Origin of the sequence: Trichocoleus sp. FACHB-6 (genome assembly GCF_014695815.1) — a bacterium.
In the GTDB taxonomy this organism is placed as follows: Bacteria; Cyanobacteriota; Cyanobacteriia; order Cyanobacteriales; family FACHB-T130; genus Funiculus; species Funiculus sociatus.
Map to the genome: position 1 here is coordinate 40749 of NZ_JACJOY010000067.1, position 22498 is coordinate 63246.

The 22498-nt window shown below is 44.6% G+C and carries 21 protein-coding genes; 6 read left to right on the forward strand and 15 right to left on the reverse strand.

Translation table 11 applies throughout. The features are described 5' to 3' along the window. Positions 1 to 33: 33 nt before the first annotated feature. Positions 34 to 1074, forward strand: coding sequence for a glutathione S-transferase family protein (locus H6F66_RS12815; RefSeq protein WP_190421790.1), 1041 nt, complete (start codon positions 34 to 36; stop codon positions 1072 to 1074). A 113-nt stretch (positions 1075 to 1187) separates the two neighbouring features. On the opposite strand, the gene cysS is transcribed toward H6F66_RS12815, so the two are convergent. Beyond that, a complete protein-coding gene (gene cysS / locus H6F66_RS12820; protein ID WP_190421791.1) occupies positions 1188 to 2675 on the reverse strand; it encodes a cysteine--tRNA ligase in 1488 nt (495 codons plus the stop codon). A gap of 632 nt (positions 2676 to 3307) precedes the next feature. Between cysS and H6F66_RS12825 the strand changes: the two genes are divergently transcribed. The 3 genes from H6F66_RS12825 (at position 3308) to dtd (ending at position 6161) form a co-directional block, all read left to right on the forward strand. Then, positions 3308 to 4117 carry a DUF4198 domain-containing protein gene (locus H6F66_RS12825; RefSeq protein WP_190421792.1) on the forward strand — a complete coding sequence of 270 codons (810 nt, stop codon included), beginning with the start codon at positions 3308 to 3310 and terminating at the stop codon, positions 4115 to 4117. Positions 4118 to 4370: 253 nt separating this feature from the next. Next, positions 4371 to 5486, forward strand: a complete 1116-nt coding sequence (locus H6F66_RS12830) for a GTP-binding protein (protein WP_190421793.1) — start codon at positions 4371 to 4373, stop codon at positions 5484 to 5486. Positions 5487 to 5708: 222 nt separating this feature from the next. Then, complete coding sequence (gene dtd / locus H6F66_RS12835; RefSeq protein WP_190421794.1) at positions 5709 to 6161, forward strand: D-aminoacyl-tRNA deacylase; 453 nt, start codon at positions 5709 to 5711, stop codon at positions 6159 to 6161. 114 nt (positions 6162 to 6275) lie between these two features. On the opposite strand, the gene H6F66_RS12840 is transcribed toward dtd, so the two are convergent. The 12 genes from H6F66_RS12840 to H6F66_RS12900 all read right to left on the reverse strand — a co-directional run bounded on the left by H6F66_RS12840 (position 6276) and on the right by H6F66_RS12900 (position 19496). Next, positions 6276 to 7616 carry an endonuclease/exonuclease/phosphatase family protein gene (locus H6F66_RS12840; RefSeq protein WP_190421795.1) on the reverse strand — a complete coding sequence of 447 codons (1341 nt, stop codon included), beginning with the start codon at positions 7614 to 7616 and terminating at the stop codon, positions 6276 to 6278. A 168-nt stretch (positions 7617 to 7784) separates the two neighbouring features. Then, a complete protein-coding gene (locus H6F66_RS12845) occupies positions 7785 to 9140 on the reverse strand; it encodes a DUF2330 domain-containing protein (RefSeq protein WP_190421797.1) in 1356 nt (451 codons plus the stop codon). Between the two features lie 27 nt (positions 9141 to 9167). Continuing rightward, complete coding sequence (locus H6F66_RS12850; protein ID WP_190421806.1) at positions 9168 to 10034, reverse strand: RnfABCDGE type electron transport complex subunit D; 867 nt, start codon at positions 10032 to 10034, stop codon at positions 9168 to 9170. Positions 10035 to 10211: 177 nt separating this feature from the next. Beyond that, the gene (locus H6F66_RS12855) at positions 10212 to 11012 is read right to left on the reverse strand and encodes a type II CAAX endopeptidase family protein (RefSeq protein ID WP_190421808.1); all 801 of its coding nucleotides are present in this window, start codon (positions 11010 to 11012) and stop codon (positions 10212 to 10214) included. Positions 11013 to 11481: 469 nt separating this feature from the next. Next, positions 11482 to 12204 (reverse strand): hypothetical protein, encoded by a 723-nt coding sequence (locus H6F66_RS12865; protein ID WP_190421810.1) that lies wholly within the window; start codon positions 12202 to 12204, stop codon positions 11482 to 11484. A 172-nt stretch (positions 12205 to 12376) separates the two neighbouring features. After that, positions 12377 to 13183 (reverse strand): hypothetical protein, encoded by an 807-nt coding sequence (locus H6F66_RS12870; protein ID WP_190421812.1) that lies wholly within the window; start codon positions 13181 to 13183, stop codon positions 12377 to 12379. Positions 13184 to 13204: 21 nt separating this feature from the next. After that, positions 13205 to 14392, reverse strand: a complete 1188-nt coding sequence (locus H6F66_RS12875; RefSeq protein ID WP_190421814.1) for a hypothetical protein — start codon at positions 14390 to 14392, stop codon at positions 13205 to 13207. A gap of 102 nt (positions 14393 to 14494) precedes the next feature. Continuing rightward, positions 14495 to 14926 (reverse strand): hypothetical protein, encoded by a 432-nt coding sequence (locus tag H6F66_RS12880; protein ID WP_190421816.1) that lies wholly within the window; start codon positions 14924 to 14926, stop codon positions 14495 to 14497. A 97-nt stretch (positions 14927 to 15023) separates the two neighbouring features. Beyond that, the gene (locus H6F66_RS12885; RefSeq protein ID WP_190421818.1) at positions 15024 to 15620 is read right to left on the reverse strand and encodes a nucleoside triphosphate pyrophosphatase; all 597 of its coding nucleotides are present in this window, start codon (positions 15618 to 15620) and stop codon (positions 15024 to 15026) included. A gap of 72 nt (positions 15621 to 15692) precedes the next feature. Continuing rightward, the gene (gene psbP / locus H6F66_RS12890) at positions 15693 to 16235 is read right to left on the reverse strand and encodes a photosystem II reaction center PsbP (RefSeq protein WP_190421820.1); all 543 of its coding nucleotides are present in this window, start codon (positions 16233 to 16235) and stop codon (positions 15693 to 15695) included. A gap of 132 nt (positions 16236 to 16367) precedes the next feature. Further along, positions 16368 to 17438, reverse strand: a complete 1071-nt coding sequence (locus tag H6F66_RS12895) for an aromatic ring-hydroxylating dioxygenase subunit alpha (RefSeq protein ID WP_190421822.1) — start codon at positions 17436 to 17438, stop codon at positions 16368 to 16370. 108 nt (positions 17439 to 17546) lie between these two features. Then, positions 17547 to 19496, reverse strand: a complete 1950-nt coding sequence (locus tag H6F66_RS12900; RefSeq protein ID WP_190421823.1) for an FAD-dependent oxidoreductase — start codon at positions 19494 to 19496, stop codon at positions 17547 to 17549. Positions 19497 to 19524: 28 nt separating this feature from the next. On the opposite strand from H6F66_RS12900, the gene H6F66_RS12905 reads away from it, so the two are divergent. Both H6F66_RS12905 and H6F66_RS12910 read left to right on the forward strand, forming a co-directional pair. Further along, entirely contained in the window at positions 19525 to 20298 is a 774-nt protein-coding gene (locus H6F66_RS12905; RefSeq protein ID WP_190421824.1) for an ABC transporter permease, read from the forward strand. Positions 20299 to 20503: 205 nt separating this feature from the next. After that, complete coding sequence (locus tag H6F66_RS12910) at positions 20504 to 21403, forward strand: ABC transporter ATP-binding protein (protein ID WP_190421825.1); 900 nt, start codon at positions 20504 to 20506, stop codon at positions 21401 to 21403. A gap of 81 nt (positions 21404 to 21484) precedes the next feature. Here H6F66_RS12910 and H6F66_RS12915 read toward each other — a convergent pair whose 3' ends face one another. Beyond that, complete coding sequence (locus H6F66_RS12915) at positions 21485 to 22102, reverse strand: hypothetical protein (protein ID WP_190421826.1); 618 nt, start codon at positions 22100 to 22102, stop codon at positions 21485 to 21487. Between the two features lie 136 nt (positions 22103 to 22238). Further along, a complete protein-coding gene (locus H6F66_RS28910; RefSeq protein WP_277874030.1) occupies positions 22239 to 22370 on the reverse strand; it encodes a hypothetical protein in 132 nt (43 codons plus the stop codon). Between the last annotated feature and the right edge of the window lie 128 nt (positions 22371 to 22498).

The window sequence follows — 22498 nt, forward strand, 5'->3', positions numbered from 1 at the left end:
TTTCTGTATTCTTCGGATACGTTCTTGAGCATCATGTCACAAACCACTGTTGGAATTAACAAAAAAAGTAAGTCCCTTCCTCCGGGAATAATTGTTAAACTTGGAAAATTTGTCTGGACGACAATCTGGCATCTGATGATGTCTCAGCTTGCCCCATCTCAAAAATCGGGTGACTATGTCCGCCCTAAGAGCCAGTTTCGGCATTTTGTCGGGACTGAGGAAGGGAATTTATACCAGCCAGCCGCAGGACGTTACCGCCTTTTTGTGGGGTTGGGATGTCCTTGGGCGCATCGTACATTAGTTGCGCGATCGCTTAAGAAACTGGAAGATGTCATCAGCGTGTCCATCGCTTCCCCTTCCTCTGATGCGGGCATCTGGGTATTAGACGATCCCCACGAGGGTTGCCACACCTTACCAGAGTTGTATCAGTTGGCGCAGCCAGGCTATAGTGGGCGTTGCACGGTTCCGGTTCTCTGGGATGAACAAACAAAAACTATCGTCAACAACGAGAGTGCAGAGATTATCGTGATGCTGTCAGCGTTTAATGAGTTTAGTAAACATCCCGAACTGGATCTCTACCCAGAAGAACTCAAAGAAACCATTGACCTTTGGAACGACAAAATTTACCATGCTGTGAATAATGGCGTGTACCGTTGCGGCTTTGCTCAGTCACAGGCGGCTTATGAAAAAGCCTGCGATGAGCTATTTGTTGCCCTAGATGAGATTGACGCAGTGCTGGCGACAAGTCGATATGTGTGCGGGGACAACGTGACACTAGCAGATGTGCGTTTGTTTACTACGCTGTTCCGCTTTGATGCTGTGTATTACGGGCTGTTCAAGTGCAACCGCAAGAGAATCAAAGACTATGAAAATCTCGGTGCCTACCTTTGCGATTTATATCAACTTCCCGGTGTTGCTGACACCTGTGATATAGAAGCTGTAAAGCGGGATTACTACGGCAATCTATTTCCACTAAATCCAGGCGGGATTATCCCCTCTGGGCCTGATATGAAAAGTCTTTTTGAACCACACGATCGCGATCGCAAAACCAAAACACAATTTGTTTCAACTTAAGGATTGTCACTAAAATTTACTATTTTGATTACGCATTGACAACGGGATTGGGGGCTAGGTAAGATTTTTTGCTCTTCCTTAATCCCCAATCCCCAATCCCCAATTCCCAATCTCTAGTTGCGATGCCATCGCGTACCATCTGGGCTATCAATTAGAGTAATGCCCTTAGCTTGTAGCTCGTTGCGGATGCGATCGCTTTCAGCAAAATTCTTCGTTTTCCGCGCTTCCTGTCTTTGCTGAATCATCGCCTCAATCTCTGCATCGCTTAAACCAGCCCTGCCGCTCGCACTAACAGTTGGAGCGGGCAGTGTTGCATTAATAATGCCTCTAATTACCACATCTAAGCCCAAAATATTTGCCAAACTAACTAGCGTATGCCATTGACGCTCAAGCACAGGCAGGGCTGTCTCAGTTTTCCCCTGATGCACCAAGAGGTTCCGATCGCGGTTTATACTCTTTGCCAACTCAAACAGGATTGCTAAGCCGCCTGGAAAATTCAAATCATCATCGACAGCTGTCTTAAAACGTTCTACAGTTTCATTGTCTAAGTTTGCATCCTTGTCTGAGGGATTTGTATCCCAACCCAGCTGAGAGCGATACTGATAGCCAAACAGCAGACCTTCTTTTAAGGTATTCCAACCGTTGGTAGCAGCTTGTATTGCTTCATCGGTAAAATCAATCGGCTTGCGGTATTGAGCTGTAAGAACAAATAGCCGCACCGCCATTGGATCGACCCCTCGATCGAGTAACTCGCGAATGGTGATAAAGTTGCCCAGAGACTTAGACATCTTCTCCCCATTGACCGTCACCATCCCGTTATGCAGCCAGTAGTTCGCTAACGGCTTGCCAGTTACTGCTTCTGATTGAGCAATTTCATTTTCGTGGTGAGGGAAAATTAAGTCAGCACCGCCAGCGTGGATATCTATAGTTTCGCCCAAGCGATCGCGCACCATAGCCGAGCATTCAATATGCCATCCCGGACGACCATCACCCCAAGGCGACTCCCAAGCAGGTTCCCCCGGTTTAGCAGCCTTCCACAAAGCAAAATCAAACGGGTCTTTTTTCTTAGACGCTTCCGGTTCCACCTCAACCCGATTACTCGCGCCAGCCTGCATATCTTCTAACCTGCGTCCCGAAAGCTTCCCATACTCCGGAAATTCCCGAACTGCATAGTAGACATCCCCAGCCGAAGGATAAGCAAAATCTTTCTGTTCCAACTCGTGAATCAGCCGCTTAATTCCATCTATTGTGTGAGTAGCGCGGGGATATTCATCAGCTTCTTGGATATTCAGCCGCGCCATATCCTCAAAATAAGCTTGGATATAGCGTTCTGCGACTTCCTCCATCGTTGAACCCTCAAGTCTGGCTCGATTGAGGATTTTGTCATCAATATCAGTAAAATTCTGTACGTAGCGCACATCATAGCCGCGAAATTGCAAATAGCGGCGCGTCACATCCCAAACTATGCAAGCTCTAGCATGACCCAAGTGGCAGTAATCGTACACCGTTACGCCGCAGTAGTACATCCCGACTTTACCAGGTTCCACGGGTTCAAAGACTTCCTTGCGACGAGTGAGGGTGTTGTAGAGTGTTAGGGCCATTCCTAGAACTTAAGAAATAAAGTGCATCTGTTAAGTATTTTAAATTTACCAGTTGGCAAGGCATCCATTCATCCCAATCAAAGTTACATTTTGTAGCAACGCGCATCAGAGAGCCGTCCCTCACCTGTTAGCGTTTTAACGCTGGCGAACCCTACTGATGCCAGGCAAGCCTACCCGAACAGACCAACCGCTATAAAAGCTTTAACGATAGAGCTTGGTTTACCGCCCGCTCTTGAGTCACCCCTGATTCTTCATATTTTTTTCGTAGAAATTGAGACGCTTTTAAGTAAAAACACGGATGCCTATTTTCCTTTATTTAGGCATTGCTTTACTCAATCTTCATGATTTAACCCCAAAATCTAGGCTTATATAAAGACTCTGTAAAGATACGCCTAATCAGTATTGGTTTTTCTACGGAGAAGGTAATGTTAACTCAAGCAGGATTTTTTGAGAATGAGTCTCAAAAAATCTTGAAAGCATTGCAATGTAATGCTTTCGGCGAGGCGGAAATTTCAGATGTGGTTTGATAATCCCCTGTTCCAGTTTTTGCTGAGCATTAACCCCATCTGACAACTACCTCTCCCAAACAGCCTGCAAAGTAAACCAGGCATCAAGCAATCAGGAGAAGCAAAATGTTTAAAAAATCTTTGAGACAGTTACTTTTGGCAGCCGCCATTTTCCCGCTAGTTGTTCAACCTGCAATGGCTCATGTCATCTGGTTTGACTACAACAAAGGAGAATACGATGTCTTATTCGGTCATCCAGAGGATGGAGCAGAAGCCTATAATCCGGACAAGTTCAAGTCAGTCACAGGCTACGACCAAAACAAACAGATTGTCCCTGTCGAAATCAAAAAGCAAAGTGAGAGTGTATCCGTTATCCCTAAGGGAGATATTGCAGCGCTGACCGCTTTCTTTGACAATGGCTTCTTTGTCACAAAGTCACCAGGTAATTCTGAAAACGTTTCGGAAAATGAGGCAGAGAAACTCAACCCAGACTTCGAGGTTGGTCATTTTTTGAAACACACTAAAGCCCTTTATGGCTGGTCTGAAGTCCTAAAGCAGCCGTTTGGTCTTCCCCTTGAGATCCAGGCTCTGAAGAATCCCTTTGAGTTAAAGTCAGGAGAATTGCTTCCAGTACAGGTTCTATATCAGGGAAACTTGCTCAAGAACCCGACAGTGGAATATGAGGGAGAGAAGTATACCATTGATGAAGACGGCATAGCCTTGGTTCCCTACGTAGTGGGGGGATTTCAACCCATTGAAGCAAGCTATACGCTCTCATTGGATAACGATCCTGCTGCCGATCGGCTTTCTTACGAGACCAGCTTTAGCGCAGAGCGCAATTCTGTTCCGGAACCTTCAGCATTGTTGGGTCTGAGTGTGCTGGGTTTAATGGCGTTCGCACGCAAGCAAGGTAAAGGGCTGAAGTCTACCAAATAAGCGATCGCTTCAACCAACAAATCTGCATAATTTAGTTGGATTGGGATGAAAGATGGTCAGTCGATGCTTATCGGGGAGCTGAAGCTGACCATCTTTTTGGAGAGAAGGATGGAGAAATGTCTTGCAGCCGTCAGGAAAATTGAAGAGGGCGATCGCATAGTATTCGCCTAGTATAAGGAAGTGAGGTGTATTACCTTCGCTCCCTGTATCAGACTACTTTTTGACGTTTTTTGATAATTCTGACAGTCGCACTATGCAACCAGTCGCCACCGAAAGTCAATCCCCAGCAATCGATTCCCCGAAACACGGCTTGCCTGTCACGATCATTACAGGTTTCCTTGGCAGCGGCAAGACCACGCTCCTCAACCACATCTTAAGCAATCAGGAAGGCGTGAAAACCGCTGTTCTGGTCAATGAATTTGGTGAAATCGGCATTGACAATGAACTGATTGTCACCACCGGAGAAGACATGGTGGAGTTGAGTAACGGTTGTATCTGCTGCACCATTAATAACGATTTGGTTGAGGCAGTTTACAAAGTTCTGGAACGCCAAGACAAAATAGATTATCTGGTAGTCGAGACAACCGGACTCGCAGATCCTTTGCCAGTTGCACTCACCTTTTTAGGGACGGAACTGCGAGACATGACCCGCCTAGATTCTATTATCACGGTGGTAGATTCAGAAAATTTCAGTCTCGATTTGTTCAACAGCGAAGCCGCCACCAGCCAGATTACCTATGGTGACATTATTCTACTAAACAAAGCAGATTTGGTAGATGAAGCCGACTTGGATGCGTTGGAAGTTAGAATTCGGGACATGAAAACTGATGCCAGAATTCTGCGAACCGCACACGCACAGGTGTCATTGCCGTTGATTCTTAGTGTTGGTTTGTTTGAGTCTGACAAGTATTTAGAGGTTGAATCGGAACACGACCATCACGACCATCACGACCATCACGACCATGACGATCATAGTGCTTGCGATCATGAACATGATGTTTGCACTCATGACCACGACCACGACCATCACCACCACTCGCACCACCTGGAAAATGACGGGTTTACCTCAATTTCCTTTGAAAGCGACAAGCCTTTTGCTATCAAGAAGTTTCAAAATTTCTTAGATAATCAATTGCCTTCTACCGTCTTCCGTGCCAAAGGGATTCTTTGGTTTGACGAAAGTCCCAGACGGCATATTTTCCACCTCTGCGGCAAGCGCTTTAGTATTGACGATGAAGATTGGAAAGGTCAACCGAAAACCCAGCTGGTGCTGATTGGTCAGGATTTAGATAAAGAAACCCTGCGCGACCAAATCCAGAAATGTGTCTGTCTCCCCTCTGCAAGTCGTGGCAAAGGGTTCGGGAAATAGTAATTAGCCAATTGCTAATGGTTAATATCGTTTCTCAGTTGGGTGGAATACAGCGGCTTGCAGTCGGATGAAGTACAGGCTATGTGGAGAGATCCCCGACTTCGCAGGAGTTGTCGGGGATCTGTGTACCTCACTCACAAGGGAAAGTATATTGCGGTTCTAACGTTTGGTAGGGACATGGCAATGCCATGTCCCTACAGATGTAATGACTAATGACTAATTATGCGCGTTGTCGTTCAGCGAGTTAAATCATCTCAAGTTGAGGTTGCAGGTAAAGTCATCGGCAAAATTGGGCGAGGACTTAATTTACTCGTAGCCATTGCCGATACGGATACCGAAGCAGAACTTGACTGGATAGCGCGAAAATGTCTGGAATTACGCTTATTTCCAGATGAGGAAAATGGGACGGGACGCTGGGAAAAATCAATTCAAGAAATCGGGGGCGAACTGTTAGTAATTAGCCAGTTCACCCTCTACGGAGATTGTCGCAAAGGTCGCCGCCCTTCCTTCGACCGTTCAGCTGCACCAGATGTTGCCAGAAAGCTTTACGAACAGTTTGTTGAGAAATTGCGCCAAAGTGTGCGAGTAGAAACTGGTGAATTTGGGGCGATGATGCAGGTAGCAATTGAGAATGATGGCCCTGTTACTTTGCTGCTGGAAAGAGAAGCATCTTAGAGAACAATACGGTTCACTTAAGAATATTTCTAGGTTGGGATTACCGTGTGGAAACCCAACCAATACTTATGGGTGTCGGGTTGAGGAACGAAACCCAACCTAAGCTAGGCTAACTCAAACAATCGGTTTGCGGCGACGGCGGGAATTGGCAATTATTCCCAGAATGCCAAGGCTGAAAATTCCTAGAGTAGCCGAAGGTTCAGGTACGCTGACGCTATCATCAGCCACCTTAACATCAGCCCACACCAGGCGATGATCGGAACTGGGGAATGGGAACGTCCCCACTAGAGGAAACAAGGGATCGCTGCTCTTAGGCCAGAATACAGCTGCATCAACAATCTCTAAATCCTGGGATGGCAAAACGTAATCTACGCGCAAATTACCGGGCGTACCATCAGCAAAGTCAGCTGTATCAAATACTGGGTTGCTTTTATGGGTTAGATTAGCACCGCCCTGCAAAATTGCCTGTTCTGGGCCGCCTTCGCTGGTGGGAGTGACACTGGTATTGACAAGCGGATTATCCAGCAATTGCTGTATTGCACCGGGTAAACTATCGCCATCAAAAGGATCTGAATTTTGGTCGCCCATGATCACAAAGCTTGAATCAGCACTAAGTCCTCCAAAGGTGCGCTGATCGTCGTAGATGTAATCGCCTTCTCCGGGTGTGATATAGTCTGCCCAAAAGCGAATTTCGTCAAAATTCCGCCTACCGTTGCGGTCTTCGGGGCCGTCAAATACTGGCGGGGTAGGATGGCTAAGGAGGGCGTGAACAATCTCTCCGTTAACATTAATTGGGACATCCCAGTGACTCTTGGAGGAGAGACGAACTACCTCAAGTTCCGCTTCCGAGTACCAGTCATTAGGTTCTGGTGTCGCTGGGTTGTCGGGAAGTAAGGCTCCCGGCATATCTTTCCACAGGAAGGTTTGGAAGGTACGGATGCTTTCTTCTAAAATTGGGTACTTGGAGTACAATGCCATGCCATACTGACCGGGGAAAAATCCGAAGCCATAGGCATCGTTTGGGCCGCCGACTGTGCCATTGTTATCTAGGTCAAATCCGGAAGGTATGCCAGTGTTGGATGGTGCAACGTAGCGATATTGATATTCAGTGGGGGAAGCACCATTCTGGCTAACTGAAAGGTAGTTATTTTGAAATAGTTGGGCTGCTGTACCGCCTTCTACATAGTCGAATTCGTTGATTAACAGCACGTCAGGGTTGACTCGTTGGATGATTTCGGCAACGGTCTGTGCCTGTACGTTGTCGGGGGTTGACAAATCGGTAATTAGTTGACCTTCAGCGTTGCGATTTAGTGAGGCGTTGAATGTGGCAAAGCGGAGGGTGGTGGCTTGGGCTGACCCAGACGCGATCGCGATCGCTCCTATTATCCCTGCTGTCAGCAATCCTCCGGATAAAAGGCGATCGAACCGGGAAATTAGAGCTTTCTGGATCTTCATAGCAACCGTGTTTGTACTTAGCTTTCGTTATTCCTCACACAGTAGCGATCGCACGTTAAGACAACCCTATGAAGGTAATAAGCAGGTTTTAAGACGCCTCATCTTCACGGAAGCTTCATAAAAAACCTGCTTATTTAACAGAAATGTAAAGTTATGACGCTTTAAGTATCAAGGGAAAATATTTTGCCACCAAGGTCTAGAATTGCTTTGTGCCACAGGCATTTTCTTCCGAATATCCTGAATATTCCACCCTGTAAGCTTCGCTAAAGTTTGCGCTTCTTGTTCAAATCGTCCAGCCAAAGACTTTTTATATTGTTGTCCTGCTTGACATTTAACTTCCCCTGTAAAAGCATGGCGGAGGATATAGCGACCCTGGAAATTTTGGCGATTTGATGTTTCTTGGAACATCAAATCTTCCGGAAACTTATCGCGGGTATAGCGGACGTGGAGACGAGTAATAAAAACATTACTGGAGGGAACAATGCCTCTCCGGAAAGGCGCTGACTGCTGGATACCCGAAGGGTAGTTATCTAGCCAAAATACACCAGCTTTCTTCAGTTCTTCTGGATTTAATGGTTCCGCAGAACACGGATCGCAGCTACCCATATCCCACGCATATTCGAGAAAAGCGACTTTTTGATTTTCCCGATTGTATGCGTTTTTGAACATAGATTTGTAGAAATTAGCAAAGTCATTTTTAACGTATACTGGTATTTCAGCATCCGAGGGAACTTTGACTGTCCGGTAGTTGGTAACTTCTGCCTGACCTTTTGGCGATAAGACATAAACAATTAAGTCTTGTTCGCTAGTAGAATTAATCATGCCTAGACGAATCGGCAACATGAATTTAGGAGATTCATAAGCCATCATCAAAGGTCGCAGAAATTGAGTTCCAGACTTTTCAAACTCTCCTAAGTTGACTTTAGCAACGAAGAATTTCATGTTTTGTCGGATGTATGGTTGCAGCAGTTGTTTAGCACCTTTGGGAATGCGATAACCGTTGCGATTTAGCCAAGTTTCTAAACCATTAGATTCTCTGGCGCTGAGGATTACAATGTCATATTCTCCGACTGTAAAACGTTCTTCTACAGTGACACCTAAAGTGCTTTCGTCTCTATTTCCTCTTGCTGCGCCAGGTTCCATCGCTGCTCTTGATACAGGTCTTGGAGCATACATGACAGGATTACACGGATCTTCGTCAAAATATTCTACCAGTCGCGGCGCGCTAAAAGCATCTAATCGTTCGATAATTTTGGGTTCGCCAACGCGAACTTGGTCTTTTTTAAGCACCGTGGGAACGGGGACAACTAAAGCGAAGTCTTTGACATCTCCTTGATAGTCATTCGCCATAGTTAGAACAGTGCGATCGCCACTCCGCGCAATCACTACTTGAGAAGCTTTGTTGTATAATTTGGTATCTGCTTTTGCGACATAAAATCCACAAAATGCCCAGGCTGTAGGCGCAAAGCAAATAACCGCTAGACAAGTTATAAGTAAGGTTTTGAAAATCCGAAATAACTTCATTGTCACCTCTGTTATTTTAGTAAGAATTTACACTTGTATATACTGCTCAGTTTCAGCATTTTCAGGTTTATTGGCTGAATTCCACCACGAGAATCTGGGCGCTTTCCAAACTAAATCCCAAATTACAGTTAAGGGTGCCAGAGCAAATAAAGCCCAGAAAACTGCGGTAGAAACAAAAAATTGATTCCGCAGGATAAAGGTTAATACAGCGATGGAAATAGCCCATATTAAGCGGCTGATTCTGGCGTTGGGAATTGACCGAGGATCTGTAATCATAAACAATGCAAACAGCAGTAAAGAACCACTGGTTAAACGATGGAAAAATACGTCCCACGTCCAGCCAAGCCAAATATTGCGAATCGCTTCTAAAAGGGCATAGGAACATAAAAAAGCTGCGGTTGTGTCCCATCGTCCGACTCGTTTTAATATCATGCCTCCGGTTCCTGCAAATAACAAGGCATACCACCAATCATCCCCCCACTGTCCAGGAGAAACCCAGGCATCGGGTGTTAAAATGAGAACTGAAATAATACCAAAATTGGCAGGATTGAAAAAATGTTTGTTATTAGTTTGAAAAATAAATTTACTTGAAATTGCTAATGAGCCTGCTAATATCATTGTGGTGTAATTATCAGCTCTTAGCAGCAAACTTAAACCTAAAGCTGTAATTAAAGCACTGCGAAATGAAGGTTTGATGGGAGTATTGGTTGTTGATTCAGTTTCTTTGAGTAGGTTTTGTTTGATGGATGTTGCTAGCCACTGAGTAACTAGGCAAGTCACTATTACAACTAAAATTAAATCTGGTCGTAGCGTCCAGTCTCTTGTCGAAATTCCTAAGACAAGAAATGAGGTTAGAAAGAGAATTTGGTAGTCTCGGATATCTTTTAGTAGCATTGCCTGTTGATGGCAGGAGTAGCCATGTCTTTGTCTGAATTTAGACGCGATAGGATGCTAGTAGTTGTCCTGTTACAGAAATTGTTACAAAAAGGTAGCAGGGGAGACACGGTTGCTACTGAAGGGGATGTGGGAAACGAACCGCCGAGGCGCTGAGGGCGCAGAGAGGGGATAATTTCAGGTGGCTGTCAGTGTCTTTTTACGATCGAGATGTGCTGCGCCTTCTATGATCACAACGAAAATCGCTGCTATCCAGGTGACGGCGACGTAGAACCAGAAGACTCGCAAATCTCCCCACAGTGTGCCAAAGAAGACAAGTGTAGTATTATAGGCAGCGTGGAAGAATGCGGCAAGTAATACGCTGCCTTTTGTGTGGTTGTAGATCCACGTCATCAGAATCGCGATCGCTATCGTGGAGAGAAGGAAACCTACAAAGGGGATACTAGCTTGAGGTGTTCCTGGGATGAGAAATAAGGGAAAGTGCCATATTCCCCAACTTAAACCCAGAATGAAACTGGCCCATAAGGCGGTAAAATTTTCCTGAAGTCTTGATAAAGCAAATCCTCTCCACCCAGGTTCCTCAGTTAACAGATGGATGATGATTTGTTCAATGAATAAGGGTAATATTCCTTGCAATGGAATTATAGTGGCGATTTGATGATTCCCGCCCAGCAGGCTGTGAAGACCAATTGCTGCTAGACTGATGCCAGCTGGTATGAAAAAAGCGATCGCGTACCATTTCCCTCTGACACGCCACCTCATCAGTCGGCTAAAGAATTTGTTAATTCCAGCTTTTCCGTCTGCGATCGCACTAATCATCACTGCTGATATGCTAATGCCAAAGAAGGCTAAGTTTTCGGGGAGTTGGAAGGAAATCCAGCCGAAGGTTGCGGCGATTTTGCTACCCCAAACTAACCACGCGATCGCATAAACCAAAATAAAGAAGGTAGCAAGCGGGTATTTTCTAATAAATGACATCTACTTTATTCTCCTGACTCTCCCTTAGATGGGATTTCCAGTTATACCTCACCCGTCCCTTCTTCTACAGAAGATGCGTCTTTGACTTGATCTATCTCTGGATATTTTTTTGAGGTACTATCGCCCACATCAACAAGTAAAGCAGAATGTCTTGACCCCCGGCAATAGTCAGTATGGCAAAGGCAATCTGAACCAGACTTGGATTGCGGAAATACTCGGCTATACCGCCACAAACGCCAGCAAGTTCTTTTTCTGGGCGGTTACGACAAAAATTTTATCGTTCGATTTCCCGGTTTATTTTTATTATCCTAATAAAGGTAAAATACTTTTTTTTGCCTCTATAGCAATCCTATTTAAGTTGTGAACGAGTATTCGCCCTGGTGTAGGGACACGGCAGTGCCGTGTCCCTACAGAAGTTCACGAATCATTTAGGATTGCTATATTAGTAGCTTCGTTACCGAATTTACATTTATACCCCAAACCACTCTAAAATGCCCTTGGCAATTTTCTTTTCCATCGGATTAGAAGAGAGTAATCGCAATAATAACTGACGCAAAAGCCAGCGATTTAGCAGTGGAAAAAATAAATATAATAGACGTTTAAATCCAATTTGCAATAGCCACGATGTTAGCAGCGATACTAACAGTTTCAATGGATTAAGCTGCTGTATATAAACAATAAGTGTAGGAAGGACAACTAATAAAGATAGCCCCCAAGATATCCACTTTAACAACAAAGCTGTTTTGAGATGCAGATTGTTTAAAAGTTGAGCGACGAGCCAGTGGTGTGCAGTTGCGATCGCTAAACACCAAGTTGAGTCAACGAGACAATCATGGCGAATTTGGTGAATGATGTCTCCATCCAGAGAAATTACACTCCTCATAACAATGTTATCAGCCACTTTCTCTGTAGTTACATGATAGTAGTAAGTGCAGAAAGTTAAGCCAGATTGTAATCGATTTTCCGCATCTAATAAAGCATAAGAACGCAATTCCCCAAGTCTCTTTGGGGAAATACACAAATCTTTTCCCTTTGTTCTAGCTTGCAGAATTCTGTCTATGACATTCTGATCTAAGTTAAATCGCACGAAGCGAAACACTACTTGTCCGTTTTCGTCTTTGACTTCCTCGACTTGAATGTATGCAGTTAAATCAAGGCATTTTCTGGATGATATTGCAAAATTATTTCCCACTCATTTTTAGCAATATTCGGTTTAATTGGCATCAGTTTGAAAGACTGAGATTTACACATTTATTCCCAAGAGCAACCTGGGAACCAGAATCACGAAAACTCACTTCTTTTAAGCCTGCTTTCGCTGGATTTTTGAGCGATTGCAACTTTAGTTGCTAGGCTGTTACGCAATATCAATTCCGGTTAAATATGTTTTTTATCGAACGTTGATTCACCAAAGATTCTACCATGTTTACCATAAAGTCTAACAGTCCGTGCCACTGTTTTTCCCCAGCAGTTACTCCTTGTCTATGAATATCTAAAATTATGTCTTTATGCTCGTGTTGAAAAAGTTTTTCATGGTAGCGGTTGATGATATCTCCATCCAACTGAATAACCGACTGAGCATAAATAATGTCGGTTGTCACTTCCTCTTCCGGGTTTTCTGATGCAGCAATTTCGCTATTCTTAAGCGCTTCGTTACGATTGTCAAGCGCCGCCTTTAGTTCATCTACCTTCCGTAAACTGCGTAAAAATCTGCCATCGTTGAGCAGAGTTTGAATCCTTTTAATTTCAACAGCAGGATTAGCAGATGGGTTGAGTGGGTTAGGTAATTTCGTCTTTTGCAAATCCAATTCGGCTGTGGGATCGCTGAGAACTCGGACAAATTCCCTTAGCTGGGAAGCATCTTGTCCTACAACATCTTCAACGCGGTATAAACAATACTCTATTTCGATTTGTTTGCGAAGACTGAGGTAACGCGCGTGGAGAGACGGATGAATTCCCATCCTTTCTAAATATGGCTTGCAAATGGGATAAATATCGCGATAAGCTTGCCAAGGAATGAACTTTGTTCCGGTAATTTCCTCAACGACCATTGTATTAACTTCTAGAGCCGTGATGTCGATAAGTACATCACTTAGTGACTGCAAAAAATTGTGAAACTTAGGTCGCAAATTAGGGATAATATCTCTACTATTTGTGTCAGATCTATTCGTCACAATTGTTAGGCTCCCATGCTATTACTTCGGTTTTTTGTTCTTCTCATCAGTAGGATTGTTATCACCAGGATTGGCGGGTGTGTCTGAAAAGAAAGGGTCTTCAAAGGTGACGGGCGTTTCCTCGTCTAGCATTTCTGAGTTAGATTGGGGCTTTTCTTCCGGTGGTATATCTCCGAACAAAACTGCCATCGGATTTGAAAGGCGATCGCTTGAAGTAAAATTTCCTTGTGGCTGATTCGGTTGGCTTTGTTCCTCTTGTTCCCAGTTGTCGAACCCTTCCCAGTCGTCATCCTGTAAACCAGTCTGCGACCACCCGGCGAAGCGTTGTTCTGGTTCCTCTATCTCTACATCTTCCCACTCTTCATCGCTTCCCCAGTTCACTACAGTCTGCTGAGTAGCCGTCCACGCTGGCTCTGATGGCGGTTCCTCTAAGAGTGCTTGTTCCCATTCCTCGGCACTCAACACAGGCTCTACAGTTGTTTCCGATGTCTGTGGGGACGGGGTGGGCGCAACTTCCTCCCATTCCTCTTGTTCCCATTCCTCGGCACTCAACACAGGCTCTACAATTGTTTCCGATGTCTGTGGGGACGGGGTGGGCGCAACTGGTGGGGTTTGTGCGGGAACGGATGCTGCTAAAGGGGAAGTCGAAAAACCTGACGATTCAGCCGCTGCAAGGGGGGAAGGAAAAGAAGAACTTTTGTTCTGGGAAGGGGAATCTAGAAGCCCTTCCCCGCTTCCGGGAGGGGTTGGGGAGGGGTCAGACGCGATCGCAACCTCTACCACAGAAACTTCAGGCTCCATAACTAAAGGAGCAGCATCGTCTGGAGGTAGTTTAGGACTCTCTACACCAGACAATTTTGGAGGATTTGAGGGCCGCATTTGCGCCCAAATTCCAAATAATTTTTGCAAACTCTTGAGGTTGTCTTGGATAATTTCCCGGCTTTGCTGAACCTGTTCTAAATGAAATTGCCGCAGTTCGCTATAGGGGCCAGTATCGAGAAATTGGTTGCCAATTTCGTTGGTGATGTCACCATCGACAATATTAATCCGAGTCTGCATCCGAGAGCCTGGTTCCGGCTGCTCTCGCTCTGAGTCGGTGGCAACCCAGGTGGTAATTTCTAACTCAATTGCCTCGCTGAGTGCCGTTGAAAGTGCCTCAACAATTTTGCCAGCTTTGAGTTTTTGTTTGAAGTCGTCGCTTGCCGCCATAAAGATATTTTTAGCTAAGTTTTTAGTTATTAATCAATTTGGTAAAAGGTAAAATTAAAGTAAATAACTTTTTTTACCTTTTACCTTTGCATGATTGCCTTTTTACTCAGATGGGTTGTTGGGCGTGGAAGGCGGAAAAAGGGGTTGGCTATTTGAAGACAACCGCGATGTCTGCATTTGAGACAATGTGTTACTTAAGACTGTAAATAGCTGTTGTAAGTTTGCCAGGTTTTCCTGGATAATTTCACGGCCTTCCTGAACTTGCTCTAAGTGAAATTCTCGCAGTTCGGTGTAGGAACCATTGCCAAGAAATTCGCTGCCTACTTCATTTTCGATGTCACCATCTACGATGTTGATGCGGGTTCGCATAGAATGGCCGGGTAGGGGTTGATCTCCTCCTGCCGGAGTGTCTGAATTAGCGGATGAAACCCAGGTAGTGATTTCTAATTCTATGGCTTCGCTTAGTGCCAAGGTGAGTGCTTCAACAACTTTGCCAGCTTTGAGTTGTTCTTTGAACTCTTTACTTACTCCCACAATATCCCCTCTCTTAATGTCTTAGTCATTGGTCATTGGTCATTAAGCCATTTGTCATTAGCGCCGAAGACAAAGGACTAATGACTAAGGATAACTTTCATTGTTGCCAGAAGTCTGTGACATCGTATCCTAGTTCACCGAGCATTTGGCGCAGCAGGGGCAAACTAAGACCGATGACATTGGTATGACAGCCTTCCAGTTTTTCTACAAATAGTCCGCCTCTGCCTTCGAGGGCAAAGCAGCCAGCGCATTTGAGAGGTTCGCCAGTGGCGACGTAGGCGTTTATTTCGCGATCGCTTATATTGGCAAAGTAGACTCGCGTGATGCCGCATTCTACTAGAGTTTTACCCTGCCGTTGGTCAATTAAAGCATGACCAGTATAGAGGTTGCCGACAGAGGAGCGCATTTTTTGCCAACGTGCGATCGCTTCTTTCTCATCCGCTGGTTTCCCATGAATTTCGCCGTTGACGGCTAAAACGGAATCGCACCCCAACACCAAACCATCTGGAAATTGACTAGCCACTGTTTCGGCTTTACGCAGTGCTAGGGTTTGCACCAGTTCCGCTGGATCGTTCAACTGGACTTGCGATTCATCAAAATCGCTGAGTGCAACTACCGGATCGATTCCAGCAGTTTGCAACAAGCGGCGGCGGGCTGGGGACGCGGAGGCTAAGACAAAGGGAGGAATATTCATAGTCATTAGTCAAGTTATCAGTTGAAGGATGGCAAATTGCTCGCTTGTTCAAAAGCCATTAGCCATTAGCTATTAATAAACTGAGAATGAACTGACGACTTGTTTCAACATCGGCTGCATTTTGGCCCAGCGTTTTTCTGTAGTGGAGGCGTTGAAGGTGAAGAGTTTGCCGCGACTGATGGCGACTGAGGCGAAATTATGGCGTTCCTGATTTGGGAGTTTGACAGCGTATTCTAAAAAGTAATAAGTTTTAGTGCCATCGGCTTTTTCGGCGTTCACCAATTCGGCTTCGCGTCCCGATCCGGGGGGTGCGATCGCGCTTTTTGATAATTTGTAACCTACTTCACTAGGTGTCCCTAAGTCAGTCAGGGTTTTACCTTCAGGAACTGGGCTAATTACGACTGACACATTTTCGCTTGGCTCAATGATATCGTGCATGACGATATCTGCTGCATTGCCGACGTTGACTTCAACCCAGCCATGAGGATATAGGAACTGATAGCCGTCGGTGCTATCGACATAGCTTCTTAGCCCACTGGTGGCGCTGACAGCAGTGCAACTTTGTAAACTCAAAGTTAATACTACAAGCAGTATTGCGGCAATTCGTTTCAGCATCTTCCCTCTTCCTTTCCCTGTGTCACTAAGCATTGCTCTGTTTCATTTTCCCACTTCCGGGAAACAGGACGATCGGGCATTTTGGAAAAACTTCATTCGACGTAGGGATACAGAACAAGACTAAGCGATCGCTTAGTCTTGTTCTGCTTGATTTTTCATCAGTCGTTGTACGCTTACCAATGCTCGATTTAATTCATAACCCCGTCGTTCTGGATTATTCAAATATGCCTGTTGTTCTTCCTCAATCATTTGTACATCTTCAACGACTAATCCATCGAGTAATTTTTGAGCAGAACCAAATAAACTATTTTTCACAAAACGGCGAAATGCTACTGGCAATTTGTGCAACCGCCAAAAGGCATTTAATGATGTAAAATGAATGAGATAAGCACGAGTTGTCGTTTCATTCACCGGGCAAAGTAGACAGTAAATTTTGAAATCCTTGCCTAACGTTGAAACCCAGTGCGGATAAATATAGCTAACATCCAACGGTTCTGGGTGTAAGCGACGCAATGCCGGAAAAAACAGCTGAGAAATAGACCAAATCTTGTCTATTTTGTAATAACTCTGAGCTTGATAATGAGCATCTACACGATTAACTTCTTCGTGAATATCTTCAAGCACTGCATCAGTCCAAGCTTGCCAATCCTGATGTAAATGTCCGTGGTACATATCCATCAAGTTTTCAATTAAATAGGAGTAATGGGCATTACACTGAATAACTGAAACAGTAGCAATATAGTTGAGATGATCCCATTCAGGAACGCCAAGAGGTTTTAGAAACGAGAAATTTTGCGCCTCTAAATCGGTGCTATCCCCAGGAAAAAGCCAGATAAAGCCGTCCAATTCTTGCACGGGATAGCGGCGAATTTGACAAGTTGGTAATTTTTGATTAGCTGCTAAATAGGGAACTGCTGCACATTCACCCGCCTCATTAAAACGCCAGCCGTGATAAGCACATTCCAATTCATCGCCAGTAACTTTACCATGACTAAGTTTAACTTGACGATGAGGGCAGCGGTCTTCTAAGGCGTGAATTTTTCCTGTGCTATCTCTATAAATTACGATTGGTTGATTCCAGAGAACGACACTTAGCGGCTGGGTTTTTACTTCAGTGCTACGTGCAACTACATACCAGTAATTAAGGTTGATTCCTATCTGGCGAATGTTCTGATGTTGGGTAGTTATAGAAGAAGATTGCATAGTTTCACAAAGCAACAAATATAGCCTGCGAATTAAATTCGCAGGCTAATAGCTAAAGTCGGTTTGAGCCGACTTCAATTTTTCTATCAGTGCGGTTCTGGCTAAGGTTCATATCTGCAATACGCCTTCTGGATTCACCGTCAGCAATGGTCGCCTTTGCAATCCTTCGCGGTGTAAAATTTCATTTGCTGCCAACAAACCGCTACTAATTGCCCGTTCCATTAAGCCAGACGGGAACGGCATTTTCACCCAGTCACCAGCAAATAATAAGTTAGGAATAGCTGTGCTAGTTTCTGGTCTATCTGCGTAACTATTGGGTGGGTAGCCTGAGAAGTTCTTTTGGTTCACCAGTTCTCGGTGTAACATATTGGCCGCTTTGAGTTCTGGGACAATTTCATAGAGTTCCTGTTCAAAAGTCGTAAGTAACACTTGCTGAGTAGGAAAATCTTTTTCTTTGTAGGCGTAAGCGTGTAATTCAACAACACTACCGCCAGTTTTTTTTGTCCACTCAATAAATTGATCCTGAATCCGGTGGTAAAGGCAAATGCTGTCAGTTAGTTGATAGCCGGAGAGGGAAGCGAAGTTGCTGTGTTCCCATTCAAAATCGCGGTCAAACCAGAAGCGGCAAACGGCAAAGGGATCTGCTACTGCTAATTTTTCAACTTGCGATCGCACTTTTTCCTCGACATCCCCATTCATTCTATTAAACAATTGTTGCACGCCCGGTACATCGGTAGCAAATACGTAGTAATCCGCCTTTACTGTCTCCAGCGATTCCTGTAGAGGCAAGTTATTATTTGCTCCTACGAGTTGCAGCTGATCTTCCTGACGTTGCACTACTTTAAAGCGTGATAAATCTCTAGTTGCAGGCCCTTTTATTACTCTACCTTCGCTGTCAAAAACTGCGCCGTGGCAAGGACAGTGAAATTTACCATCATCTGCCAGTCCCACTGTACAGCCTTGGTGAGTACAACTAAGGGAAATTGCTTCATTCCCCTGTGGTGTCGCCGCAAAAACAGTATCCCCTGCACCAAAGTATTCTAGTTGCTCGTTGGCAATAGTAGAATTTCGCTTTACCCAAAATGGCACCTCATTTCCAGCATCTCCCTGTTGATAGCTGAGGAAATTTATTTTGCCTTCTTGTGCCTGAATTTCGCTAACTGTTGCACCTTTAATAATCTTGCCACCGTTACGTTCAATTGCCTTAGCAATTGGTTGCACCAGCGAGGTTCCCATATCCTGTTTGGTGCCGTTGAAAGCTAAACCTTCTGGATTGCCAAAAAAGTAGAAGTGGAAAAACTGCATTAATTCTCCCACGCTCATTTCATCTGGCGCATTTAAGCTTGATTTCGCAAAGGGGAGAAAATATAAGTCATACAACCCATGTGGGAAATCTTTTTGCACCCATTGGGCAACCGATAAATGATCTAAACGTTGGAAACTTTTTTGAGTTTGAAATCCTGTAATTGCCTGGAAAACTTCCCAATGTCCAACTTTGGTTAAATTAATCCCCCAGCGTAGTCGGTTGGGGGATGCTACAGCTAAATCTACAATATTCCAGGGAAAAGCTGAATTGCTGGGGCGGAACACTTCTGGCTTGTAACTCCCATCTCGGTAAACAACCGAGTAGAACTTTAAATCGATAAAATTCTCAGCGATGTCGAGTTCTTCTACTATGCTCTTGAGGTTGTAATACTGAGGAAAAAACCCGTGGAAGCCATGCTCCATCATAAAACTTTCGTCCCCCACCTGGATTGGCCAGCTGGCGATTTTGCCTCCAAGTTGAGGCGATCGCTCTAAAAGCGTTACAGTAAAACCACGCTGGCTGAGTTCATACGCACAGGCTAACCCAGCCAAGCCAGCCCCCACTACCACAACGCTCTTTGGCTGGTTTAGCATTGGTGGCAACAAAATGTTATCTTGCCGAAAAACAGTTGGCTGGGGTTTGGAGAAGCGAGAATATCCCAGTAATCCAGCAGCAGCACCGACACCAAACATTTTGATCAGCGTGCGGCGGGAGATGGACGGCAATTGTGGGGAAGTGGATAATTGACTCATTATGCTACTCAGCTTTTATCCTCACACTATGAAATACGGGCGCGAAACGCTGGCAGTTTGCCAACGCATCTTGATTGAACTGTTGCGGCGGCGGCGCAGCCTGATTTTTTGGTGTATTTTCCCATTTTCGGTCTTAATACTCAGTGGCTTTATTCTGGCAGAACGTGCCAAGCTGTCAATAGCTCAGGCTTTTGAGTTCGCCGCTCCTTCTACTTTAGTAGGTGCAGCGCTGTTTTTCAGTTGTTTAGGTGGTAGTGTGGCAACCGTGGTGTCAGAAAGAGAACAGCAAACCCTCAAACGCCTTTTTATCTCACCTTTGAGCGGTACGTCCTATTTTTTAGGAATTTTTCTCGCCCATAGCTGCATCGGCATCGGTCAAACGCTTTTAGTTTATACTATTGCTGCCTTTTGGAATGCCAGGTTTCAAGGTTCTTTGCTGTTGGGAAGTCTGATTATCTTACTAAGTATTATTTCCTATGTAGGTGTAGGATTTATTCTCGGTACGCAGTTCGCCCGTCGCACTGAGGATGTCAATGCTTTGGTAGCTGCGTTTGGAGTGCCTTTATTAATTTTGGGAGGTGCGTTTTTGCCTACTTCTCTATTTCCCCAAACGCTTCTAGACATAGCTAAATATAACCCAATTTATCATATGAATGTAGCGTTAGTCGGTGTATCTGCTAACGGCTATAGCTTGGATGAAATTGCCCCGCATTTTTGGTTTTTATGCGTGTTTGCTGTTTTCATGGTTGCAGGTGGATGGCTGTCTTATCGTCGAATGTTGAGCGTTGAAAGAAGACTTTGAATTTTCAACGCAAAGGGTGCAAAGGTTTACGCAAAGGTACGCAAAGTAAAAGATAATATTATCCCTAATCCGCTTATTTTTGGGCTAGTTTACGTTAAAAAAAAAACTTGACAAGTTGTGGAAATTATAGTTTAATATAAGAGGATTGACAGGGTAGGCATGATGCCTACCCTGTAATTTTTTTAATCCCTTAGCCATTGTCTCGATGCTCCACATCAATAAGCTAAGTAAGTCTTACGGAAAGCGCCCGGTTTTACAAGATTTATCGCTACATATCTCACCCGGCGAGATTTACGGGTTACTGGGGCCAAATGGCGCGGGTAAGACGACGACTATTAATATACTTTGTAATTTGAGTAAGGCTGATAGCGGTGAGATTAGGATTAATAACCAGGCTGTCTCGGAAGCAACGAAAAAATTAGTTGGTGTAGCGCCGCAAGAAAATTTGCTTTATAAAACTCTAAGCTGTGAGGAAAATCTTAATTTCTTTGCGCGAATTTACGGTTTAAATAGTGAGCAGCGTCGTCAACAGGTAAAAGCTTGTTTGGAGGCTGTCAATTTAGCAAGTCGTGCTAAAAGTCCGGTGGAAACTCTTAGCGGTGGGATGCAGCGGCGGTTGAATATTGCCGTGGCGTTGGTTCATCAGCCAAAGTTGGTAATTTTGGATGAACCGACGACGGGTTTAGATGTTGAGTCGCGTTATGAAGTTTGGGAGTTAATTCGGAGTCTCAAAGATAAGGGAATTACGGTTTTGTTGACGACGCATTTATTAGATGAGGCTGAGCGTCTTTGTCAAAGAATTGGTATTCTAAAAAATGGTTCTATTTTGGCTGAGGGCAGTTTATCGCAACTTCGGCAATTAATTCCAGCGGTGGAGGTTGTGGTGGTGCAAACGTCGGAGGAAGAGAGAGCGATCGCGCGTGCTAAAGAATATAATTTCCCTGTCCGGCGTTATGGTAATGATTTGGCTTTCTGGTTGCCGGAGCCTTTAGAATTGAAGGAGATTATTGCGCGTTTTGATGGTATTCCTCTGGATTCAATTTCGCGTCAAGCTGTGCGGTTAGAGCATATTTATGTTGAGGTGACGAACCGCCTAGACGCATAGGGAGGAGGGGAAGAGTAGCGAAGCGATCGTGGCTGGGTTGAAGAGAAATAACCGCGATCGCTGCCAACGATTACCGCATAATCATTCAACAGGGGAAGAATTGAGCGATCGCAATATCTCCCCGTAGCAGACATACCAAAAATAAAGGGCAATATTGATTTCGCTGAACAACTTCGGAACCCCCTCTAGCAAGCTGGGAAATCCATCACCGCTCAGCCTCAGCGAGTCCACCGCGATCGCGCTGAATAATAGACCGATGCCGCTGAGTAGCAGAATGTAGGGCGTTGATTTTAGTTTCCGCCGGAAGGCTAATCCGTATCCTAAGCTAACTGCGGCATAGACCACTATAGTCACCAGCTTAGGAATACCCGCCCTTAACAGAATAATGTGAATCCGAAAAATTTCATTAATTAGAAAACCTCCAGTTATCAGCGCCGAATATAGAATAAATAAATTTAGTTTTTTGGGTGATTGAATGGCTCGGAGCAATGCAAAAGTAAAAGTACAAATAATGGGCGGTACAGCGCATAATAATTGAAATGTATGAGTTAACAAACCCGCACTTGGATCTTGTGGGGTCACTGGCGGCTGAAACAATATTCCTGCTGAGGCACTAAACACTTTGGTATAGACAATTAAAGCAATAACTACCAGTAGGGATAAACTATTGACCCAAAAAGCAGAGCGGTAATTTTTCATAACTAACCAGAAACGCCATCGCCTCAATAGGGATACACCATTCCAGTTAGCAGTTACGAATTATTACCAGATGAATCAGGAATATGGATTTATTAACCCCAAATTTCCTGCTCTAGGGCATGGCATTGCGATGCCCCTAAAGAGCGCAAATTTTGTATTTAATCCACGTTCTTAAGCAGGCTGGTAGTGCGATCGCCATAACACTTAGCTTGCTGATCTGCGCGATCGCTCTTAATTGCTCCACATCGTGGATATAAGATATTTCCACATCAAACTTAAAGTGTGAATGCAGATTACATGAAGTTCGTTCACTCAATCTATCGAAAGAGTGAATTTGTCTAAGAACTTTTAAGGGGACAACATCTATCTACAGAGCGGTTTGGCTGATGCGCTAAA